We start from the raw sequence: 21,951 nt of genomic DNA on the forward strand, positions 1-21,951 counted from the left end.
ATTATCAGGATTTAATTTTAAAGTATTAGAATTTCAATGTTAGACGTTTTCAGACTTCCAGGCCTTTTGCTGTGCCTCACTTAAAAAAGTCCAGGCTACAATTCGGCTTGTTTTTTGTCCCTGAGCCATATCGATTGTTTTGATAGAAGCAGCATTTACTTTGTTTAATGTTTTATAAATGCTGGAAAGATTGTCTCTTTTTGAAACCAGAGTGGTAAACCATAAGCACTGCATGGCATATCTGGCGCTTTCATAAATCATTTGAGTTACAAAACCAATTTCACCTCCATCGCACCATAATTCGGCATTTTGACCTCCGAAGTTTAAAACGGGATTTGTTTTTTTCTTTTCCTTCGGATTTAAATTCGAAACTTTGCGAACGGTACTCTGGTTGGCCTCTTCGGCAGAAGAATGAAAAGGAGGGTTACACATCATAAAAGTAAAACGATCTTCGGGTGTGATGATATTTTTAAAAATGAAACGTGATTCTGTTTGCCGCTGAAGGCTTATGGCTTCAATCAGTTTTGGATTGGCTTCAATAATTTTGCTGCAATTTGCAATCGCTTTTTCGTCGATATCTGTTCCTACGAAACTCCAATCGTAAATTGCATTTCCTAAAATAGGGTAGATACAGTTAGCCCCTGTTCCGATATCCAAACCTAATACTGATGCCCCCTGAGGAATATTTCCATCGTTGGTTTCGGCTAGTAAATCGGCCAGATAATGAATGTAATCTGTTCTTCCGGGAATAGGCGGACAAAGATAGTTTTTAGGAATATCCCAGTTTTGTATGTCGTAATAAGTTTGTAGTAAAGCCTTGTTCAGCAGTTTTACTGAAAGAGGATTACTGAAATCAATAGTTTCAATTCCGTGAATGTTTATGGCAACCTGTGCTTTTAACTCAGGACAATTCGCGATAAGAAGTTCGAAATCATAACGCGAGCGATGTAGATTTCGAGGATGTAAATTGTTTTTTTCGGAATTGTCTGTTGTTTTCATTTTTGTAAATTTCCGTGCAAAGATAGGCATTCCTTTTTTAGGAAACGTCTTGTAAAATTAATCCATGCATTCCATCAACAGCAAATCACCGTTGGTGTGGGCGATTGTCACTAAACCATCCTGAAGAACTGAATTGCTGCTTCCGGTTCTGTAGCCAATGGTTAAGGTATCGTTTTCCAGAGGATATTGTAAATTGGTTGAGTAAATTCCGTTAACCACCCCAATCGGAATCAAGGAGATAGGAGTTTTTGCGGTGTACCACTTCTCGAATTTGCGAGGCAGTAAGAATACTTTTGAATGATCGTCGAGAATAACAATTTTAAGCAAATCGCGGTAACGGGCAATATTGGTGATATTGGTTATGGTATGGTCTGCACGTTTTCCGGTGGCCCAGAGAACATTTACAGCAGGTATTTTGCGATCGATTAAATAATCAAAAGCTTTCTCTAAATCGGTTTTGTCCTGATCGGGAGTATGAACGATCTCGATAGGATATTGTGTTGTCTTGTAAATTTCAGGATCAAAACCACGGTCGAAATCGCCCAGAAGGACATCGACTTTGATGCCCAATTCAATTACTCTTTCAATGGCCGAATCAAGTACGATAACCAGAGGAGACCATTCCAGTAATTGTCCTAATAATTCCGGATTACATGCTGCTCCGTTGGCTATAATTAAAGCAGGTTCCTGGTCGTCGCGTACGATATGGTGTGAAGACATTTAGTTTTTTAATTTGAAATGTGCTGCAAATGTACAAAAGTTAGTGTTTAGTCGCAGTATTCAGTTTACAGTCTCAGTTTACAGTATTTCGAAAACCGTTACTGCGACTGAAACTGAACACTGTGACTGTAAACTGCGACTGAGAACTGAGACCGAACACAACGACTGTAAACTTAAAAAACTAATCTTCTATGGTAATTGATTTGCCCTAAATGATACGCTAAATGGGTAGAAAGATGCACTAAAAAGAAACCGGTTGTCATTTCTTTTTCGAAAACAATTTGCGGATAGATAAGCTCTAAATCGGCTTCGGTTAAGCTGTCAAGGGTATTGTTTACCACCAAAATAGTACGTTCAATTTTGCTGATGAGCTCTGATCTCGGAATATCTTTCAGGGAAAATTCCAATGGACGATCACGAACATAATCTGTTTTTCCTAATTCGGCACCAATATAGGTATTTATATTTCCTATCAGATGCAAACAAAGATTTCCGGCTGAATTGGAAATGTCAGGTGCAATTGTCCAAATCAGAGCCTTGTTTTGATAGGATTCGATTTCAACTTTTAATTTGTTCAGGTCTCTGTTAAAAAGAATTTTTAAGGTATCGATCAACATAGTTTTTAAGCTTTTTGGGTTATCGGAATCCAGATTTCTTCTTCCGAATCCGGATCTTCTTTTTTGTATTTTTCACCCATTACGGCAAAGTGCGGTCTTTCATCAACCGTATACGCTGAATTGGGGAGCCAATCTACAAAAATTTCACGATACGTTTTGTGGCCTTCGCTTTGAGGGCCTTTATGAACAAAAACAGCATACAATCCTTCAGGAATTACCAAAGATTCCATTTCCTGTGGTACTTCATCAAATGCAGAGACTTCGACTGCAGCCCATTTCTCGAAGGTATTTCCGGGATCAAAATTGTCAAAATGTGCCGTTGGAAAAACTTCCAGAGAATACAAGTTGGCATCGATCATGTTCTTAATTTCTTTTCGTTTCGGCATAAACGAACTCCATAATTCATGGGTTTTGTTTTCCAAAAATGACATTATTACGTATTTACCAATTAGTTTTTTTCCGGATAAAATCTGAATTCTGGCTTCCATTCTTTATTGAATTTTGTATTTTTTGTAATCGGTTTCACTAAGCGAAAAATAACCTAACGGAAAATTAGCCTTATCGGCCGTATTGATAATATTTCCTCTTACGGTTGCGGGAGGAGACTGAAAAGGTCCGCCAACATTGTTTCCGGCAATACTCACCAGAATACTCATATAATTGTAATATTGTTTAGAGATGCCGTAATGTGTCATTTCGACTTCATTTCCAACTTTTAAATCGTCATCATCAGAAGTGCTGAAATATTCATTTCCCTGAAAAAATTTGTCTTCAGTAACGTAATAAGTTGAAGTAATTTTCGTCGAATATACATATTTAAAAAGATAAAAATTATCGGCATTGGCAGGATCGTTAAAATAAGCACGGGTTTCCACTTTTTTTCCTGAAAAACCGCCCTGATTGTTTTGTTCCACCCGGGTTATGGGAGTGACTGATTTCATAGATTCAGTGGCAGTATAAGTAATTCCGCCGGAAACTACCGTTAAGGTATAGATTTCGTCAATTACCGGAATGAAATTCGAGCAAACATAACGTCCGGTTTTCGGAACTTCACTAAAATTGAACTTTATATTCTGGCTGTTCGTGATAAATACGGTTGCGCCTGAAACAATTGGAATAACATTTTGAAAATAACCTGTAGTGGTGGTCAGTTTTATGGTTTGTTGCTTTCCTGTAGTTCCTTTTTGCCAGTTTATAGCCGCTTCAATAACTAATTTTGGCGGGGCAGTATCCAGATTAACATCCACAACTTCTTCACAGCCAGTGAAGAAAATCGATATAAAAAGGACAATTAAAAGAGTTGCTTTTTTCATGATCTGTTTTTTATTTTCTTTGGAGGGAAGGTTGGTCTTAAAATTTAAAATTATAGCTAACGGCCGGAACAATTCCGAAAATTGAAGTTTTTACGGCTTCATTTGCAGCGGTATCGGTATTTTGGCGGAAATTAATCGAGGCCGCATTCTGGCGGTTGTATAAATTGTAAATACTAAAAACCCATTCTGCTTTCCACTTCCTGTCTTTGTTTTTTCGGGGTGTCAAAGTTGCCGAAACATCTAAATGGTGATAGGCCGGCAAACGATTGTCGTTTCTTAAACCATAACTAGGCACCGTAATTCCTAAATACTGATATTGTCCATTTGGATAGGTAACAGGCTGTCCTGACTGAAGCGCAAAATTAGCTCCAAATGACCATTTCTCGTTCAGGTTATAAGCTGATGTCACGGCTAAATTATGCGTTTTATCATAGGCAGAACTGTACCATTGTCCGTTGTTGATACCGGTCTCTTCAGGAGTTCTTCCCGGAGTCTGCTGTTGTGATTTGGATAAAGTATAGGAAATCCATCCGTTGAATTTGCCTTCATTTTTCTTAAGCATAAATTCGACACCATAAGCTCTCATTCTTCCGTTCAGAACTATTTGTTCGATCGCATTATTCGCAATCAAATCGGCACCATCGATATAATCAAGTCGGTTTTGAATCTTTTTGTAATATGTTTCTACTTCAACGGTATAGGCGCCATTATTAATATTTCTAAAATAGCCCAAAGCAACCTGATCTGCAATCTGGGGTTTGATGTAGTTATCACTAGGCATCCACACATCAAGCGGAGTAGGTGATGAGGTATTCGAAATCAATTGAAGATACTGCGCCATGCGGTTATAGCTTGCTTTAATAGCCTGATCGTCGTTTAACTGATAAGAAACCGAAAGCCGCGGTTCGAAATTGTTGTAATCCTGAATGACCTTGTTTTTACCGAAGTATTTTGTTGAGACAGGGATTCCTTTTTCGTAAATCTGCATATTATTATTGAAGGTAACGGCTTCGTTATTGTTGTAATAATTAATAGTAGAAGTACCTAAGCGATAGAAAAGACTGTAGCGCAAGCCGTAAGCTAGTGTGAGTTTTTTTGAAAGCTGATTCTCGGCTTCGATATAAACAGAAGGTTCAAAAGCATATTTTTTGTCCAGTTGGTCCGGATTAATTCCGGATTTTTCATTACTTGGTTTAATGGTTCCGGGATTAAATTCATAGTAAATTCCGTTTAAACCGTAGTTCAGTTTGAATTTATCTGAGATATAGTTTTTGAAATCGTATTTGATGTTATAATTTTTAATTCCGGAGTCCCATTTAAAGCCTACAAAATCTAAGTCAAGACCGTAATAGTAATCGCTGTAAATCAGAGATAAATTGGCAAATAATTTATCGGAATATAGGTGATTCCAGCGCAGGTTTAGGGTCGAATTTCCGTAAATATTGGTAAAGCTCTTGTTCAGACTAAATACGTCACGGCCAAAATAACCCGATAAATACAAGCTGTTGTTTTCGTTTAGCTTATAACTCAATTTAGTATTCAAATCATAGAAATAAGCAGCGTTGTTTTTTTGATCTTCGGATAACTTTAGAAATAAATGAGCGTAAGAAGCTCTTCCTCCAATAAGGAATGAACCTTTGTCTTTCACTAGCGGGCCTTCGGCTAAAATTCGACTTGAAATTAATCCAATTCCACCATTGACATGAAATTCTTTGCTGTTTCCGTCTTTTTGATAAATGTCTAAAACAGAAGAGGCTCTTCCGCCATAGCGGGCCGGAATTCCGCCCTTATATAATTTTAAATCTTTGATGGCATCCGGATTAAAAACGGAGAAAAAACCAAATACATGAGAAGAATTAAAGATAGTAGCTTCGTCTAGCAAAATCAAATTCTGATCGGCACCCCCGCCACGTACATTGAACCCCGAAGCTCCTTCACCTGCGTTGGTAACTCCCGGGAGTAGTAAAATTGATTTTAAGACATCGACTTCACCTAAAACAACCGGCATTCTTTTAATCGTGGCAATGGAGAGCTTATTGGCACTCATTTCAGGCGATTTGATGTTGATTTTACCTTTATTATCAGTAATTATGACCTCCTTAAGCTCTTCACCACTTTCGATAATGGCAAAATTATTTTTTGTGTTTTGATTTAAAATAATGGTCTTTTGAAGAGTCTGATAACCAACATAACTAATTTCAATTTGATATTCGCCCTGTGGAACAGTTAGAGAATAAAAGCCATATTCATTGGTGGTAGTACCCATTTTCAAGGCCGGAATATAGAGGTTTACACCAATTAAAGTTTCATTGTTTTTAAAGTCGGTGATGGTACCGCTCAGTGTGAATTTTTCCTGAGAAAATGATGTTAAAATGGTAAATAGAAAAAACAAAAAAGTGGTATTTTTTTTGGTGGTCATTGTCTTGGTTTTGAGTCACATAGTTAGTGATTCTTGTTAAATATTTCTGCAGAACGTTTGTTAAAGATTAGTTAAGAATGGCTCTTTTTCTGAGGTTCAAAGGTGTAGGGGTTCAAAGGTTCAGAGTTTTTTTAGTTTGACTCATAAAAAAAGACAACTGTTGAAAGTTGTCTTTTTAGGGGAGATACGTTTTATATCTCTATCATTTCATTATACTATTTTATTTGGGCGATAATGGAGTTGAATGTTTCGCTTGGTCGCATTGCTTTGCTTACTAACTCCGGAGTTGGTTGGTAATAACCACCAATCGTTTGAGGCTTTCCTTGTGCACCAATTAATTCAGCATCGATTTTAGCTTCGTTAGCTTCAAATTCAGCAGCAATTGGAGTGAAGATCGCTTTTAATTCAGCATCTTTGTTTTGAGCAGCCAAAGCCTGAGCCCAGTAGTATGCAAGGTAAAAATGAGAACCACGGTTGTCAATCTGACCTACTTTACGAGCTGGAGATTTATCATTGGCAAGGAATTTATCATTTGCCTGGTCTAAAGTTTCAGACAGAACAATTGCTTTAGAATTGTCTAAAGTTTGTCCTAAATGCTCTAAAGAAGCTCCAAGGGCTAAAAATTCTCCTAATGAATCCCAACGTAAATATCCTTCTTCTGTAAATTGCTCTACGTGTTTTGGCGCTGAACCTCCTGCACCCGTTTCAAACAATCCACCGCCGTTCATTAACGGAACGATAGATAACATTTTAGCCGAAGTTCCTAATTCCAGAATTGGAAACAAATCGGTTAAATAATCACGTAAAACGTTTCCGGTTACCGAGATGGTGTCTAAACCTTTGATGATTCTGTCTAAAGTAAATTCAGTAGCAGCAACTGGGTTTAAGATGCGAATATCCAGATTTACGGTATTGTGATCTTTTAAATATTTTTGAACTTTTGTGATCAATTCTCTGTCATGCGCTCTGTTTTCGTCTAACCAGAAAACGGCAGGAGTATCAGATAAACGTGCTCTGTTTACAGCTAGTTTAACCCAGTCCTGAATTGGAGCGTCTTTGGCCTGACACATTCTGAAAATATCATTAGTTTCAACGCTTTGTTCCATTAAAACAGTTCCTTTGTTGTCTGTTACACGAACAACTCCGTCAGCTTTTATTTGGAATGTTTTGTCATGAGATCCGTATTCTTCTGCTTTTTGAGCCATCAAACCTACGTTAGGAACACTTCCCATTGTTTTAGGATCAAAAGCACCGTGTTTTTTACAGAAATCGATAGTAGCCGTGTAAATTCCAGCGTAAGAGCGATCCGGAATAACTGCAATAGTATCTTGTTGTTTTCCTTCTTTATTGTACATCTGCCCTGAAGTACGAATCATTGCTGGCATAGATGCATCAACAATTACATCCGAAGGTACGTGTAAGTTTGTAATTCCTTTATCAGAATTCACCATTGCCAAAGCAGGACCGTTTTCGATTGCTTTAGTAATGTCAGCTTCCACTTCCGCTTGTTCAGGTCTTCCTGCAATTTTTGCATAGATGTCACCTAAACCATTTCTGGTGTCAATGTTTAATTCTGCAAATAAAGTTTCATATTTTTTGAAAAGATCAGCAAAGTATACTTCAACGATAGCACCAAAGATAATTGGATCTGATACTTTCATCATGGTCGCTTTTAAGTGTACCGAAAGTAAAACACCTTCTTTTTTAGCATCAGCGATAGCATCAGCAGCAAAAGCTTTTAATTTTTTTACACTTAAAACAGAACTGTCAATGATCTCACCTGCTTTAAGCGGAGTACTGGCTTTTAATACAGTAGTTGTACCGTCTTTTGCAACGAATTCAATTTTTACATCATTAGCTTCTGCAACTGTAAGCGATTTTTCACTTCCGTAGAAATCACCGTTTGACATTGAAGCTACTTTTGTTTTAGAATCAGCAGACCATGCACCCATGGAGTGTGGATTTGATTTTGCAAAGTTCTTTACTGCTCTTGGTGCTCTACGATCTGAGTTTCCTTCACGTAAAACCGGGTTTACAGCAGAACCTAAAACTTTAGCATATTTTGCTTTAATTTCCTTTTCAGCATCATTTTGCGGATCTTCAGGATAATTTGGAATTCCGTAACCATGTGACTGTAACTCAGCAATAGCCGCTTTTAATTGCGGTACCGATGCAGAAATGTTTGGTAATTTGATGATGTTAGCATCAGGCTGTGTTGCCAACTGACCTAATTCAGCCAAGGCATCTCCGGTTTTTTGAGCAGCTGTTAGAAGCTCAGGAAAATTAGATAAAATTCTGCCAGCCAAAGAGATGTCTCTGGTTTCAATAGCGATACCAGCAGTACCCGTAAATGCTTGAACAATAGGTAAAAAAGAATAAGTCGCTAACAAGGGCGCCTCATCAGTTAAGGTGTAATAGATTTTCGAATTCTGTGTCATTTTTTTTTTTTTTATAATCGTATCGCCAGAGAATGGCAATGTAAAAGGTATAGTCGGCTCAGAATGAGCGGAGCAAATATAATAAAAACAGTCCGAAAACGGTGTAGTTTTCAGGAGAAATGCCGAAATTATCAGATTGTTATTTCGAGGTCTTTAAATTGTCAAATCGGCGATTTTGGTATTAAAAAATTACGGTTTTGATGGATCACTAAGAAAAGTGGGCGATTTCGAAACAGAGAAACCTTTCCAGTTGTATAAAATCATTTTAGTGCTGTCCTTTTGTCTGAAAAATTGTATTTTTGGTTTAATGAATGAATGAGCGACAAAGGGTAAGTTACATTGTTTAATATGTTTTTTACCAGTTGCTTGTTATTAAACTTAATCATTATCTTTGAATTATGAGCACACTAACAAAACCAAGCCATATAGGTCGAAAAATTAGCCGTATCCGTGAACTTCGAGATATGAAACAGGAAGCTTTGGCGCAAGCTTTAGGCACAAGCCAACAAACAGTTTCAGCGATTGAAAATAGTGAAACAATAGATGATGAAAGACTTGCTGAAGTTGCAAAAGCGCTTGGCGTAACCGTAGAAGCAATCAAAAATTTCTCGGAAGACAATATGATTAATTATTTTAATAGTTTTCATGATAACAGTTTTACAAATGGAGCATTCAATGCAAATCATTGTACTTTTAATCCATTGGATAAATTAATTGAAACTTTCCATGAAAAAGAAAAGCTTTACGAGCGTTTGCTACAAGCAGAAAAAGATAAAATCGAGTATTTAGAAAAAGTATTAAAAGGAAAGTAATAGTCTCGAAAGAGAATTTTTATAGTAAGAATGCGCAAATGTCTTTTGGAGACTTTTGCGCATTTTTGCTTTTATCAAATGATTTTTTTGCATTTACACGAGCGTGGGAGCCTTTTTTATTTTTGTGGCAAATTTTATTTTTATTTTTGTTTTGCCACAAAAGCTGTAACAATTTTTAATTTATTTTCATTTTGTTACAGAAAGTGTGACAAAATAATTTTTTGTTTTCATTTTGCCACAGTAAAAAATTCCTTGTAAATCTTTTTAGGATGAAGTATAAATAGGTAAACTTTTTTCAGGAATAGAAAAGGAAAAAAAACGCAAAGCTTGAAAAGATTTTCTTTTCTCATTTTATGTCATTTCGACGAAGGAGAAATCACACGCGGGATTTGGCAAAGATTGACGATTTTGATTGCGTCCCGAAGCTCAACAGTAATCCGTATAGTTTGTCATTTCGAGGAACGAGAAATCTTCGCAAGAAACTCTACAAAGATTGGCGGCTTTAGGAAAGGAGTTTCTTGCGGAGATTTACTTCGTCTGTTCGATATCGCTCGGGTCTCGTTCCTCGAAATGACAAGATTAAGCTGATGAAATCCGTTTTAATCTGTGTTTACGCTTTAGCGAATCAGTAAAATCAGTGTCTAATTTTGACGCGGATGAAACAGATTTACTTCGTAAAAACGCAGATAAAAACGGATTTTAATCCGTTGAAATGATGTATGTCGCGCAATCTTAAAAACCCGACAGGTTTTTAAAACCCGGGTTTGGCGTAAACTAAAAGCTCTTATGCAAATGATTGTCTTAGCCCCGATAGCAGTGGAAATCCTTTTGCTTTTTTTTTTTAAAGCAAAAGATTGAAACGAATAGCGGGATTAGCTCCTGAAAATTTTAAAAAACAGGCAAAAAAAAACCCGTTTCAAATGAAACGAGTTCTTTATAACCAATAGATAAATGATTATCTTCTTTTATCTTTAATCTTAGCTTTTTTACCAGTAAGTTCTCTGAAGTAGAAAATTCTAGCTCTACGTACAGCTCCTTTTTTGTTGATTTCAATTTTTTGTAAAGCTGGCAAGTTCACTGGGAAGATACGCTCAACTCCAATAGCTCCAGACATTTTACGAATAGTGAAAGTTTCTGTGTTACCAGAACCTCTTCTTTGAATAACAACTCCTTTAAAAAACTGAGTTCTTGTTTTTTCACCCTCTTTAATTTCGTAGTAAACTGTGATAGTATCTCCAGCTCCGAAAACAGGGAAATCTTTTTTAGCAACGAATTCGTTTTGAACGAACTTTAATAAATCTGCCATGATAATTTTTATTATTGTTTATTTAGAGTAACATTCACGTATTTCGCCAGAGGTTAGTCTAATTCGGGTGCAAATGTAAAAAATAATTGTAAATTATGAATTATAAATTGTAAATTATTTTAAGTTGCTGATAAATTGAAGGTTAAGAGTTTCAGGTTTCAAGTTTCAAGTTTCAGGTTTCAAGTTTTGATTGCGGATCATAAGAACCTGAAACTTGAAACTTGAAACAAAAGAAACTTTTTATTTTGGCTGCTGCTGCGTCACACAGTGGATCATTCCTCCATTAGCATACAAATTACGAACGTCGATACCAATTACCTTTCTGTTAGGATACAAGCTTTGAATCAATTGATTGGCAACAGCATCATTAGGGTCATTGTAATTAGGAACCAATACAACTGTGTTTCCAATGTAGTAATTAACATATGAGCCTTTGTAGCCTAATTTTTTTCCATAGGTCGTTACCACTTTGTTTTGAGTCAAAGGCAGTTTTAGGAAATTGTATTTTTTACCTTTTAAATCTTTTGAATTGTACAAAGTAGGAATGTCTCCTTCTGGTACTTCCCAGTACAGTAAATCATCTTCGCTCATCGTCACGATGGTGTTGTCATTACCAAATCGTGCAAACCCGTCAATGTGCATGTCAGTAATTTCTTTTCCTGCTTTTCCGTTCAGCCAGATGAAGTTAGACACTCCTAAATATTTTTTAAAAATGGCTTCAGCTTGTGCCTGACTCATTCCGGGATTACGATTTGAGTTCAGAATAGAGCTTTTAGTAGCTAATAAGGTTCCTTTTCCATCTATTTCTACAGCTCCTCCTTCGTTGATCATGATCGCATTTAAATCTACAACTGTTGTACTTTGATCTGCGGCAATTTGTGCAGGTATGGTGTTGCAGTTTTTAAAATCAGCTTTTTCTCCCCAGCCATTAAAGCCCCAGTCCTGAATTACCAATTGGTTGTTTTTGTCTTTTACATAAATAGGACCATTATCTCGTACCCAAACATCATCTGTTTTATAGATTTTAAAATCGATGGAAGAAAGAGAAACTCCTGCATTTTGTAATAAAGTTGTAATTCTGTTCTTTTCGTTGGTATTGTAAGCAACGATATGCACCTTTTCACTTGTCGACAATGATTTTGTCATGGCAACCCATGTAGCGTCCAGATCATCTCTATAGTTTATACCGTATTGATATTGGTGTGGCCATTGCAGCCAGGTTCCTTCATGCGGAGCAGATTCTTCAGGCATGGTATACATAATCTCGCTTTTAATGGATTCAGTTGGTTCGTTTGGTGTTGCAGACATTCCGTCTTCCTGGCAGGAAGTGAACAAAGGAAGTAGTACTATTGGTAAAAATAATTTTTTCATCTTAATTTGAGTTTGTTGTGGATTAACTTGTTTAGTGTCATTGTGTTACTAGTGTTTTGACGATGCAAAGATAGTATCAAGCGATAAACGGTTAGTTGTCCAAAATGGACAAATCAAATAAGCGGAATAAAAATCGCTGTGAGATAGTCAGATTCGTTATCACAATTGTCGCTGGTTTTTAGATATTGTTCAATAACAGGCAAATGTGAAAGTTCAAAATCATGGGTTAGAAACCAGCCACCAAAGATTTGATTATACGTTTCTTCAAGGGTGTTGTAGCTTCCATGGTGAAAAAAGCGAGCATATTTGCCTCCAAAAATTTGCTTCTTTGGAAGATTTTTAAGAACAGCAGTTGTAGCAATGCAGGCTTCGTAAGTGCAGTTTATTTTTTCGGTAATTAAAATATCATCCGTTATAACTCCGAAGAAATGAGCATCAGTTTGAGGGAATTCATTTTTTAAAAGAGTGTCCCAAAGATTTTCTATTTCGGGATTAATATAATGCGTTTTGGAGCTAAGATAATAAACAGCTGTTTCCGGAATTACAAGTATTTCAGGCTTTAAAAAGGAGGTAAAAGATTGAAGAATACCCGTATCGTTTAATAAAAGTTCTTTTTGATTGCGGGCTAGTGAAGGAGCGCAGTCGAAATGTTTTTTGAAGGTTTTTGAAAAAGACTGTACATCGGCAAAACCTACTTCAAGCGCAATTTCTGAGATTTGTTTGTTCGAATAGATTAGTTTTTTGTACCCGTTTTCTACTTTCAATCGGGTTTGATAAGCGCCGATGGTTTCATTGAATAAAGAATAAAAAATGCGTTGCAAATTCCTGTAGGAGTAACAGGAAATACGCTCCAGAGAATTTATTGAGATGATTTGATTGTAATTCATCTCAATATAATTCCGTGTATTGTAAATATGTTTCAGATTAAAATCGCTCATTTTTTAGCTTTTAGAAAGAAGTAACAAAAAAGGATAACGATAATTACAGCTTTCAAGTATGATGGAGAAGAATCACTAAAAAGAAATGAGGAGGGAATATTTTTTATTTTTCTTCCAATAAATCCGGACGTCTGTTTTTAGTATGTTCGTAGGCCATATCCTCTCGCCATTTGTCAATTTTAGCAAAATGTCCGCTCGTTAATACTTCGGGAACTTTCCAGCCTTTATAATCTGCAGGTCTTGTGTATATAGGTCCCGAAAGCAAATTGTCCTGAAAACTGTCAGTCAATGCTGAAGTTTCGTCGCTCAAAACACCAGGAATCAGTCGGATTAAAGCATCAGATAATACTAAAGCGCCTAATTCTCCACCGGATAATACATAATCGCCAATTGAAATTTCTTTGGTAATAAAATGATCACGTACACGTTGATCTACCCCTTTATAATGTCCGCAGAGAATGATAATGTTTTCATACATCGACATCGTATTGGCCATTTTTTGATTTAGAGTTTCTCCATCAGGTGACATATATATAATTTCATCGTACTCGCGCTGGCTTTTTAAATGCGTGATACAGTCATCAATAGGCTGAACCGTCATTACCATTCCGGCACCTCCGCCAAACGGATAATCGTCAACACTTTTTTGCCTATTTGTGGTATAATCACGCAAATTATGAAAATGAACTTCTACTAAACCTTTGTCTATGGCACGTTTCATAATCGAAGCCTCAAACGGACTCTTTAATAATTCAGGTAAAATCGTAATAATGTCAATTCGCATTTTTTTTCTTCAATAGTTCTAAGATGCAAAGATACAAAGTTAATTTTTGTGAATTTTCAAGATTTGAAAATGAGAGAAAATAATTAAGAGGCTGGTAAGAATGAGTTGCTAACCAGCGTGTTATTTAGTGAATTGTGTTTAAGTATATGTTTTACAGTTGAATAGATGATGATTATATAACATTGAACTACTAAAATGTAAAAAAAAGATGTCTAATTTTAAGTAATATTACAATTCAATTATTCCACTGTGTACAAGATACTTAAAAAAAAAACTCATGAAAAAGCTACTCTTACTAACAATTATATTGATTTTACAGGCATGTGCAACAGCTAAAAATCCAAACGATCAATGGATTGGTCAGTCTAAAAAAAATCTTATAAAGGCGTGGGGACCTCCCATACGTACTATAAACAATCAGGATCATGGCGAAATATTAATTTATGCAGATCAGGTATATGCAAATACAGATACAAGTGAAGGTACCAGAATTGCCGGTCCAAATTATTGGAACTATACCTATATATACACCCATAAAGACGGGAAAATTTATTTGTATAAAACCGATAAACAACAGCAGCCACCACAAACGATTGCTGTAAAATAAATGGATTGATTGTTTTTTATCAGAAAATAGCGCTGATTTATCACTTCGGTGAAAATCATTTGAGTATATTTATACTGATCTTAAGTAACTTAAAATGATAAATCATGAGAAAAATAGCAATACTAATGGTGTTTTTTCTAATTATTTCCTGTAACAATCAAAATCAATCAAAACCTATGGATGCCACAAAAAATGAACAATTAATCAAACAGTATTTTGAGCATTTTAACAACCACGATTGGAAGAAGATGTCAGAAATGTACACGGATACCGCTGATTTTAAAGACCCTTCGTTAGGGCCGGGAATTGTAAAACAAACCCGCAAACAAATTGCAGATAAGTATGCGGAGCTAAATGCTGCATTTCCGGATCTGCACGATAAAGTGATTCAGGTTTACCCGTCGGGAGACAAACATATTATTGTAGAATTTGTTTCAACAGGTACAGCACCTGATAATTCAAAATTTGAACTGCCAATCTGCACTATTTTTACCATTGAAAACGGATTGATAACCAAAGATTTTACCTATTTCGATAATTTTGAAGAAGAAGAAAACTAAGGGCAGCTGCTAACTGTAAAAAGAGGTGTTGTCCCTACGGGACAGTGTTGACGATGGATTACCGATATTTTGCTCCTGACGGAGCATTTTTTTTGCTAATAAGTAAAATAAATTGAGGGAAGTAATATTTAATGATAAAATATTTGTAGCTTTATTCTTTCATTTTAAATGATCTAAAATTATTCCGTCAGGAATTAAATTTGGCTATCAAAAAAATATGTTTTACACATCACAAATTATTCCGTCAGGAATTAAATATTGGTAGTAGAATCAAAAAAAATATGTTTTACACATCGCAAATTATTCCGTCAGGAATTACATATCGGTAATGGCAAACACATACACCCAAATACATATTCATTTTGTTTTCGCAGTAAAATTCAGACGGGCGTTAATAGACAAGGAATGGAAAGCCGAATTATATCAATATATAGCGGGAATTATAAAAAATAATGAGCATAAGCTTCTGGCGATAAATGGCGTATCGGACCATATTCATATTTTGATCGGGATCAGACCTGCGCAATCAATTTCCGATTTGATGAAAAATATTAAACAGGATTCTTCAAAATGGATTAATAGTAATAAATTGTCTAAGAGTCATTTTCAGTGGCAGGAAGGTTATGGAGCGTTTTCATACAGTAAATCTCAACTGAGTACTGTAATCAGGTATATTGAAAACCAGGAAGCGCACCACAAAAAGAAAACTCTGAGAGAGGAGTATATTCACTTTTTGCAAAAGTCTGAAGTCGATTATGATGAAAAGTTTATTTTTAAAGAATTAATTTAGAAGTAAGCGATAAGAAAACAGATTGGCTTAAATTTGATAAAAATAGCCGGAATGAAAAGACGTTAGCCGGTTAATGGAATTGGCAAGAAACGAAAAGTTAATTAAACACAGAGAAAATGCAGCATCTAAAAACAAGCAAAGAATTTATAAAAGGAGATGAAATCGAATGGGAGATCGTAGGAGAAGGAATCAAACGTAAAATTCTGGCTTTCGATGAAAGAGTGATGTTGGTAAATGTACATTTTGAGAAAGGCGGAATCGGAGTTTTACACGAGCACTATCATTCTCAGGTAACGTATGTTTCCAGTGGGAAATTTGATGTTACCATTAACGGCGTCACCCAAACGCTAAAAGAAGGAGACAGTTTTTACATTCCGCCTCATGCTATTCATGGAGTAGTTTGTCTGGAAAGCGGACTTCTGACAGATGTTTTTAGTCCAATGCGAGAAGATTTTATACAATCGTAAGAGTTTAAAATCCATTAAAAGCGATAAAATAAGAACCGGATTGGCTTTGAAACCTTTAAAAATTATAATTTTTTTAAAGTTTTGGTAATAATTAGATTGGTATTTTTGCAAAATGAATTTATCCAAAACGAATGTCTTATTTATGGCAGCTTGCACCGGACTTATAGTTGCAAATCTGTATTACTGCCAGCCTTTAATTGTTTTAATTGCCAACGAATTTAAAATTCCTGAAGCCAGTGCGGGAACAATAACCTATCTAACCCAAGCGGGTTATGCTATAGGGCTGTTTTTCATGGTTCCACTAGGAGATAAAATCGAACGTAAAAAGCAAATTTTAATCACCACTTTTGCTTCTGTAATTGCCTTGATTGTGGCAGCTACAGCAAAAAGCTTCTTCCTTTTGCAGATAGCTTCTTTGTTAATCGGAATTACTTCAATTGTACCCCAGTTAATTTTACCATTGGCAGCATCTTTAAGTGCGCCGGAACAACGTGGAAAAGTAGTCGGAACCATAATGAGCGGTTTACTTGTGGGGATATTGCTTTCCAGAACTTTAAGCGGATTTATCGGTCAGTTGCTAGGTTGGAGGTCTATGTTTTATATTGCTGCAGGTATTTGTTTACTGATCTTTTTTGTGATTCAGAATAAATTCCCGGTGAATAAACCACAGTTTGAAGGAACTTACGGACAGCTGATTCAATCCCTTTTTACACTTATAAAAACACAGCCGGTTTTGCGTGAAGCGACATTGATAAATGTATTTAGTTTTGCACAATTCGGAGCTTTTTGGACCACTATGGTTTTGCTGCTTTCGGGAGAGCCATTCGGTTTTAACAGTGCTACAATTGGACTATTTGGAATCGTGGGAGCTTCAGGAGCTTTGGCAGCGCCGTTAGTAGGAAAAATGGGAGACAAAGGAAATTCAAGAATTGCAGTAGGTTATGGCTGTTTATTGATTTTAATTAGTTTTCTGGTTTTTTATTTTTCAATAGAAAGTGTGATCGGAATTGCGATTGGAATTGTATTTATTGATATCGGAATTCAGGGAGTTCATATTTCAAATCAAACCCGCGTGTATTCCTTACTTCCGGAAGCCAGAAACCGATTGAATACCGTCTTTATGTCTTTTAGTTTTTTAGGAACAGCAGCGGGATCGGCTTACGGATTGTTGTTATGGAAACTGGGCGGATGGCACGCAGTAACCATTGGATGTGTTGGATTATCGGCACTGGCATTTACGGTTTATGGCCTTACTTACAAATCAAAGTCTAAAAAACAGAAAGCATAAATTGATATAAAATTAATTTGTAAATTTGCAATCAAATAAAAAATAACAACCATGGAAAACGGAATATACGCTAAATTCAACACTAGTAAAGGTTCGATTTTAGTAAAACTTACACATGATTTAACACCTGGGACCGTAGGGAATTTTGTAGCTCTTGCAGAAGGAAATATGGAAAATAAAGTAAAACCTCAAGGACAAAAATTCTATGACGGATTAACTTTTCACAGAGTAATTCCTGATTTTATGATTCAGGGAGGATGTCCAAAAGGAACCGGAACCGGAGATCCTGGATACAAATTTGATGATGAGTTTCACCCAAGCTTGAAACACGATCGTCCGGGAGTTTTAGCAATGGCAAATTCAGGTCCGGCAAGTAACGGTTCTCAATTTTACATTACTCACGTTCCAACTTCATGGTTAGATGGAAAACATACCGTTTTTGGTCATGTAATCGAAGGACAGGATGTTGTTGATGCTGTAGCTCAGGGTGATAATCTTGATGCAGTAGAAATCATCAGAGTAGGTGAAGAAGCTCAAAAATGGAATGCAATCGAGGCTTTTATCTCTTTAAAAGGAGCTCGTTTGAAGCGTGATGCTGCTTTAAAAGCTGAATCAGAAGCAAAGATGGAGCAATTGGCTGCAGGTTTTGATAAAACAGAGAGTGGATTGCGTTATAAAATGATTCAAAAAGGAGAAGGTAAAAAAGCGGAAGCAGGTAAAACTGTTGCAGTACATTACGAAGGTTCTTTAGAAAACGGAAAAGTATTTGATTCCTCTTACCCACGTAAAAAACCAATCGAATTTAGATTAGGTCAGGGTCAGGTTATCGAAGGATGGGACGAAGGTATTGCTTTATTACAAGTAGGTGACAAAGCTCGTTTTGTAATTCCATCTGATTTAGCTTATGGAGCTTCAGGTGCAGGAGGAGTTATTCCGCCACACGCAACTTTGATTTTTGACGTTGAATTAATGGACGTAAAATAAGACTTTACAGCAATTTAGTATTGTTTTAAATAGCAATCCCATTCGCGAGCCGAATGGGATTTTTTTTATATTTACTTAAAAAAACAAGAACAATGAAATTAAGGATCCTAACTTTAACCGCTGCGACATTGCTTTTGATTTCGTGCGGTACAAAAAAAGCTGCTCCGGTTGCAACAGCCACTCCGGCTGCAACTGAGACGGCAAAAACTACAGAGCTAACTCCTGCATTGGCAGAAGGTAAAAACTTGTACGAAAACAGTTGTGCAAGATGTCATAAATTGTACGATCCGAAGAAATTTAGTCAGGAAGACTGGAAACCAATTCTGGTAAGAATGCAGAAAAAAGCGAAGGTAGACGATACTCAAATTGCTTTAATATCAAACTATATAACTTCTCAATTGTAAGGAGTAGCAATTTAAAAAGCATAAAAACTATTCATATTATTTTTGAATAGTTTTTTTTTTTGCTCCAAACTGAGCATAAAAAAACACCTTCACGCGGGAGGTGTTTAGAAAATTAAGAAGCGTTTTCAGAAGAATTGTCAACCGCTGCTATTTTTAAAGTTTTTATTCCGGCCGGTAATTCCCAATCGACAACATCGTCTTTTTTAAAGCCAATTATGGCAACACTTAGTGGTGCTAATATTGATATTTTGCCCTCTTTTACGTCTGCAAATGAAGGAAGGACAATTTGAATTTTCATTTGTTTTTTTGCTTTTACATCTTCAATAATAACATGCGAATTAATGCGTATAGTGCTGCTGTCTAATTCACTTTCTTTACGGATAACAGCACGGTCCAGTTCGTGTGAAAGCTGCCCGATTTCTTTGGCATTGGTTGCGTTTTTACTTTTTAGGATCAATTCTCTTAAAAATTGATAATCTGACTTACAGAATGTAGGTGTTGGTTTCATATCTATTCTAATTTATTGTGGGTTGACTGTGTAGAATTTTCAGAAACAAATTATAGCTACGGTCATTTCTGGCGGTCTGTAAATAAAGACTGCTGCAGAAAACTGAAGATTGTAAACTGAAAATTTTAAAAAAAAATAATCCTCCGTCTGAGAGAAGAAATTGAAATAGACGGAGGCCTAATTGATAAAGGCCTTACTATGTGAAATAAATACAGTCGGGTACGCTCTTCTCGTCAGAAAATGCGATACCGGAGAAACTGTAAATAGATTTATAGTAGTCACTGTGGAAATAATTAATTTGATTTGTAAAGATAAGCAAACTTTTTGAAAACACTAAAGTGATGTTTTCCATTTGATGTTGCAGCCAATACTTGGTTTTTGAGGATCTTTCAGACTTCTGTTATAGATAAGAGCATCAATTGCACTGCGAAGATCACTTCCGCTTAACGGAATTCCGTTTCCGGGTCTTGAATCGTCCAATTGGCCACGGTAAAACAATCGATCCTGATTGTCAAATAAATAAAAATCAGGAGTGCAAGCCGCTTCGTAAGCTTTGGCTACTTCCTGGCTTTCGTCGTACAAATACGGGAAATCGATTTTGTTCTGAAAAGCAAATTCAGTCATTAACTCAGGAGCATCTTGCGGATACTTTTCAATATCGTTGCTTGAAATGGCAATTACACCAATTCCCTGTACGCGATAATCATTGGCAATCATAACAACCTCTTTGATAACATGAAGTACAAATGGGCAATGGTTGCAGATAAACATAATCAACGTACCTTTTGAGCCCCTCAAATCGTCCAATGAATACTCATTATTCGAATTGGTATCTCTTAATTTGAAATCTGGAGCAATTGTTCCAAGAGGAATCATATTAGAAGGAGTTCGTGCCATTTTTGTAGAAATAAGTTCCTCAAAAATAACTTTAAATTTCTGTAAAAGAAAGGATATAGACTTGTTTTTGATTTTTGGAGTATATTTTCTTTTTTGAGATCAGAACAACAATATGATTTCTAAAATGAGGAAAACAACTCAAAAAATAGTTATGAAATTGGCGGTTATAATGGTAAAATTAATAGGTTTGTAAAACATCAAACAGTAAAACAAAAATGGATTTAACCTGGAGTGAATTTGAAAGAACTGATATGCGTGTCGGAACAATTATAGAAGTAAATGATTTTCCTGAAGCCAGAAAACCGGCCTACCAGCTTACCATTGATTTTGGTTCCGAAATAGGAATGCGTAAATCATCAGCCCAAATAACGACACATTATAAAAAAGAGGATTTGCTAAACCGACAAATTATATCAGTCGTAAACTTCCCCCGAAAACAAATAGGGAAATTTATGAGTGAATGCCTGGTTCTTGGTGCCATAGGCAAGGAGGGAGATGTTATTTTACTGGCTCCTGATTTTAAAATCGAAAATGGGCTGCGTATAGGTTAGTTTACAGTCTTCAGTCACAGTCTTCAGTCACAGTTTACGGTCTCAGTTTTCAGTATGTAGGCTGTGACTGAAGACTGCGACTGAAAACTATTTTATTTTCTCGATCAATTGTTCCAAAATCAATTGTCCTTCTTCCCAATATTTTAAATCCGAATCGGAGTTGATGTGTCCTCTTTGTCCCACATTGACAAGATCGCTTCCCCACATTTCGGCAAAGTATTTTTTTCGCTCAAAAGTCGCATAAGGATCGTTTTCGCTCGCTACGACAATAGAAGGAAAAGGCAGTTTTGAGGTTGGCATGGGTGAAAAGTTCCGAATAGATTCCGGTGTGTGTGCAGGTGAATCTACATCGGCAGGTGCAACCAGTAAGGCACCCACTATGTTTGGATTGTTATTTTTCTGTGCCCAATGCAGAACAAGTGAAACAGCTAAGCTGTGTGCTACTAGTATTGTTGGACCATTAAGTCTGGAGATTTCTTCTTCTAAACGCTCAAGCCATTCTGCGCGAATAGGCTCCTCCCATTCATCGTGAACGATGCGGGTTGAGTTTTTAAATTTCTCATGCCAAAATGTTTGCCAGTGTTTGTCTCCCGAATTTCCAAGACCTGGCAGAATCAATAGTTGTATTTCCATTGTTGCTTTTTTATCAAGATAGCTGAATTACTTATTTTAAAGCACAAATAAATATTCTACCAAATTGGTAGAGTTTATGTGTTAAAAAAAAGTCCAAAATGCAAAACACTATGGACTTATACTTTTAAAAAAGTCTTCCGTCGACTAAATATCGTCAAAATCTATATCAGTAAAACTGGTTCTTTGTCCTTCAGGTTTATCAGAACCATATTCTTTTTTGAAATCTTTTTGATGTCTTTCAGAGATTACTTCTTCGCCCTTGTGGTTCAGGACATAGGAAGTCATTTCTTCAAGTATTTCGGCAAAAGCACTAAAGTCTTCTTTGTACAAGTAGATCTTGTGTTTCTTAAAATGAAAGGAACCATCCTCCTCAGTAAATTTTTTACTTTCGGTAATTGTGATATAATAATCATCAGCTTTAGTAGCTCTCACATCAAAGAAATAAGTTCTTCTTCCTGCTCGTAATACTTTAGAAAAAATCTCTTCTTTTTCTAACATGTCATTTTCTCTCATAATACGTTCTATCATTTTTGGAATTAATAGTA

24 protein-coding genes are annotated in these 21,951 nt (G+C 36.1%); 9 read left to right on the forward strand and 15 right to left on the reverse strand.

Annotated features, from left to right (window positions below; all coding sequences use genetic code 11):
• Positions 1-39 precede the first annotated feature (39 nt).
• From rlmF to OLM58_RS13720, 7 genes are all read right to left on the reverse strand, one after another.
• A complete protein-coding gene (rlmF, locus tag OLM58_RS13690) occupies positions 40-999 on the reverse strand; it encodes a 23S rRNA (adenine(1618)-N(6))-methyltransferase RlmF (protein WP_264529354.1) in 960 nt (319 codons plus the stop codon).
• 57 nt (positions 1,000-1,056) lie between these two features.
• Entirely contained in the window at positions 1,057-1,719 is a 663-nt protein-coding gene (locus tag OLM58_RS13695) for a thiamine diphosphokinase (protein WP_264529355.1), read from the reverse strand.
• A 173-nt stretch (positions 1,720-1,892) separates the two neighbouring features.
• Positions 1,893-2,336, reverse strand: a complete 444-nt coding sequence (locus tag OLM58_RS13700; protein WP_264529356.1) for a DinB family protein — start codon at positions 2,334-2,336, stop codon at positions 1,893-1,895.
• Between the two features lie 5 nt (positions 2,337-2,341).
• Positions 2,342-2,824 (reverse strand): GyrI-like domain-containing protein, encoded by a 483-nt coding sequence (locus tag OLM58_RS13705; protein WP_264529357.1) that lies wholly within the window; start codon positions 2,822-2,824, stop codon positions 2,342-2,344.
• A 3-nt stretch (positions 2,825-2,827) separates the two neighbouring features.
• Positions 2,828-3,649 (reverse strand): DUF4249 domain-containing protein, encoded by an 822-nt coding sequence (locus OLM58_RS13710; protein WP_264529358.1) that lies wholly within the window; start codon positions 3,647-3,649, stop codon positions 2,828-2,830.
• 37 nt (positions 3,650-3,686) lie between these two features.
• Entirely contained in the window at positions 3,687-6,068 is a 2,382-nt protein-coding gene (locus tag OLM58_RS13715) for a TonB-dependent receptor (protein WP_264529359.1), read from the reverse strand.
• A gap of 215 nt (positions 6,069-6,283) precedes the next feature.
• Positions 6,284-8,506 (reverse strand): NADP-dependent isocitrate dehydrogenase, encoded by a 2,223-nt coding sequence (locus tag OLM58_RS13720; RefSeq protein ID WP_264529360.1) that lies wholly within the window; start codon positions 8,504-8,506, stop codon positions 6,284-6,286.
• 398 nt (positions 8,507-8,904) lie between these two features.
• Between OLM58_RS13720 and OLM58_RS13725 the strand changes: the two genes are divergently transcribed.
• Positions 8,905-9,318 (forward strand): helix-turn-helix domain-containing protein, encoded by a 414-nt coding sequence (locus OLM58_RS13725; protein ID WP_264529361.1) that lies wholly within the window; start codon positions 8,905-8,907, stop codon positions 9,316-9,318.
• A 955-nt stretch (positions 9,319-10,273) separates the two neighbouring features.
• On the opposite strand, the gene rplS is transcribed toward OLM58_RS13725, so the two are convergent.
• The 4 genes from rplS to trmD all read right to left on the reverse strand — a co-directional run bounded on the left by rplS (position 10,274) and on the right by trmD (position 13,717).
• Positions 10,274-10,624 carry a 50S ribosomal protein L19 gene (rplS, locus tag OLM58_RS13730; RefSeq protein WP_017495434.1) on the reverse strand — a complete coding sequence of 117 codons (351 nt, stop codon included), beginning with the start codon at positions 10,622-10,624 and terminating at the stop codon, positions 10,274-10,276.
• Between the two features lie 240 nt (positions 10,625-10,864).
• The gene (locus OLM58_RS13735) at positions 10,865-11,995 is read right to left on the reverse strand and encodes an agmatine/peptidylarginine deiminase (RefSeq protein WP_264529362.1); all 1,131 of its coding nucleotides are present in this window, start codon (positions 11,993-11,995) and stop codon (positions 10,865-10,867) included.
• A 113-nt stretch (positions 11,996-12,108) separates the two neighbouring features.
• Entirely contained in the window at positions 12,109-12,933 is an 825-nt protein-coding gene (locus OLM58_RS13740) for an AraC family transcriptional regulator (protein ID WP_264529363.1), read from the reverse strand.
• 103 nt (positions 12,934-13,036) lie between these two features.
• The gene (gene trmD / locus OLM58_RS13745; RefSeq protein WP_017495431.1) at positions 13,037-13,717 is read right to left on the reverse strand and encodes a tRNA (guanosine(37)-N1)-methyltransferase TrmD; all 681 of its coding nucleotides are present in this window, start codon (positions 13,715-13,717) and stop codon (positions 13,037-13,039) included.
• 277 nt (positions 13,718-13,994) lie between these two features.
• Here trmD and OLM58_RS13750 point away from each other — a divergent pair, with 277 nt between their 5' ends.
• The 7 genes from OLM58_RS13750 to OLM58_RS13780 all read left to right on the forward strand — a co-directional run bounded on the left by OLM58_RS13750 (position 13,995) and on the right by OLM58_RS13780 (position 18,817).
• Complete coding sequence (locus tag OLM58_RS13750) at positions 13,995-14,324, forward strand: hypothetical protein (RefSeq protein ID WP_264529364.1); 330 nt, start codon at positions 13,995-13,997, stop codon at positions 14,322-14,324.
• A gap of 104 nt (positions 14,325-14,428) precedes the next feature.
• A complete protein-coding gene (locus OLM58_RS13755) occupies positions 14,429-14,884 on the forward strand; it encodes a nuclear transport factor 2 family protein (protein WP_264529365.1) in 456 nt (151 codons plus the stop codon).
• Positions 14,885-15,212: 328 nt separating this feature from the next.
• Positions 15,213-15,674, forward strand: a complete 462-nt coding sequence (tnpA, locus tag OLM58_RS13760) for an IS200/IS605 family transposase (RefSeq protein ID WP_264529366.1) — start codon at positions 15,213-15,215, stop codon at positions 15,672-15,674.
• 116 nt (positions 15,675-15,790) lie between these two features.
• Positions 15,791-16,141, forward strand: a complete 351-nt coding sequence (locus OLM58_RS13765; RefSeq protein WP_264529367.1) for a cupin domain-containing protein — start codon at positions 15,791-15,793, stop codon at positions 16,139-16,141.
• Between the two features lie 142 nt (positions 16,142-16,283).
• Positions 16,284-17,429 carry an MFS transporter gene (locus OLM58_RS13770; protein WP_264529368.1) on the forward strand — a complete coding sequence of 382 codons (1,146 nt, stop codon included), beginning with the start codon at positions 16,284-16,286 and terminating at the stop codon, positions 17,427-17,429.
• Between the two features lie 51 nt (positions 17,430-17,480).
• A complete protein-coding gene (locus OLM58_RS13775) occupies positions 17,481-18,413 on the forward strand; it encodes a peptidylprolyl isomerase (RefSeq protein WP_264529369.1) in 933 nt (310 codons plus the stop codon).
• 92 nt (positions 18,414-18,505) lie between these two features.
• Positions 18,506-18,817 (forward strand): c-type cytochrome, encoded by a 312-nt coding sequence (locus tag OLM58_RS13780; protein ID WP_070907020.1) that lies wholly within the window; start codon positions 18,506-18,508, stop codon positions 18,815-18,817.
• A gap of 112 nt (positions 18,818-18,929) precedes the next feature.
• On the opposite strand, the gene OLM58_RS13785 is transcribed toward OLM58_RS13780, so the two are convergent.
• Positions 18,930-19,325, reverse strand: coding sequence for a GreA/GreB family elongation factor (locus tag OLM58_RS13785; protein ID WP_264529370.1), 396 nt, complete (start codon positions 19,323-19,325; stop codon positions 18,930-18,932).
• Positions 19,326-19,658: 333 nt separating this feature from the next.
• Positions 19,659-20,222, reverse strand: a complete 564-nt coding sequence (locus tag OLM58_RS13790) for a thioredoxin family protein (protein ID WP_264529371.1) — start codon at positions 20,220-20,222, stop codon at positions 19,659-19,661.
• A gap of 215 nt (positions 20,223-20,437) precedes the next feature.
• Between OLM58_RS13790 and OLM58_RS13795 the strand changes: the two genes are divergently transcribed.
• Entirely contained in the window at positions 20,438-20,773 is a 336-nt protein-coding gene (locus tag OLM58_RS13795; RefSeq protein WP_264529372.1) for a tRNA-binding protein, read from the forward strand.
• 87 nt (positions 20,774-20,860) lie between these two features.
• Here OLM58_RS13795 and OLM58_RS13800 read toward each other — a convergent pair whose 3' ends face one another.
• Together OLM58_RS13800 and OLM58_RS13805 are read right to left on the reverse strand one after the other, a co-directional pair.
• On the reverse strand, positions 20,861-21,406 hold the full coding sequence (locus OLM58_RS13800; protein WP_264529373.1) for an RBBP9/YdeN family alpha/beta hydrolase: 546 nt from the start codon (positions 21,404-21,406) through the stop codon (positions 20,861-20,863).
• A 144-nt stretch (positions 21,407-21,550) separates the two neighbouring features.
• Positions 21,551-21,919 (reverse strand): PUR family DNA/RNA-binding protein, encoded by a 369-nt coding sequence (locus tag OLM58_RS13805; protein ID WP_017495419.1) that lies wholly within the window; start codon positions 21,917-21,919, stop codon positions 21,551-21,553.
• Positions 21,920-21,951: the final 32 nt, after the last annotated feature.

Origin of the sequence: Flavobacterium sp. N502540, from assembly GCF_025947365.1 — a bacterium.
Lineage (GTDB): Bacteria > Bacteroidota > Bacteroidia > Flavobacteriales > Flavobacteriaceae > Flavobacterium.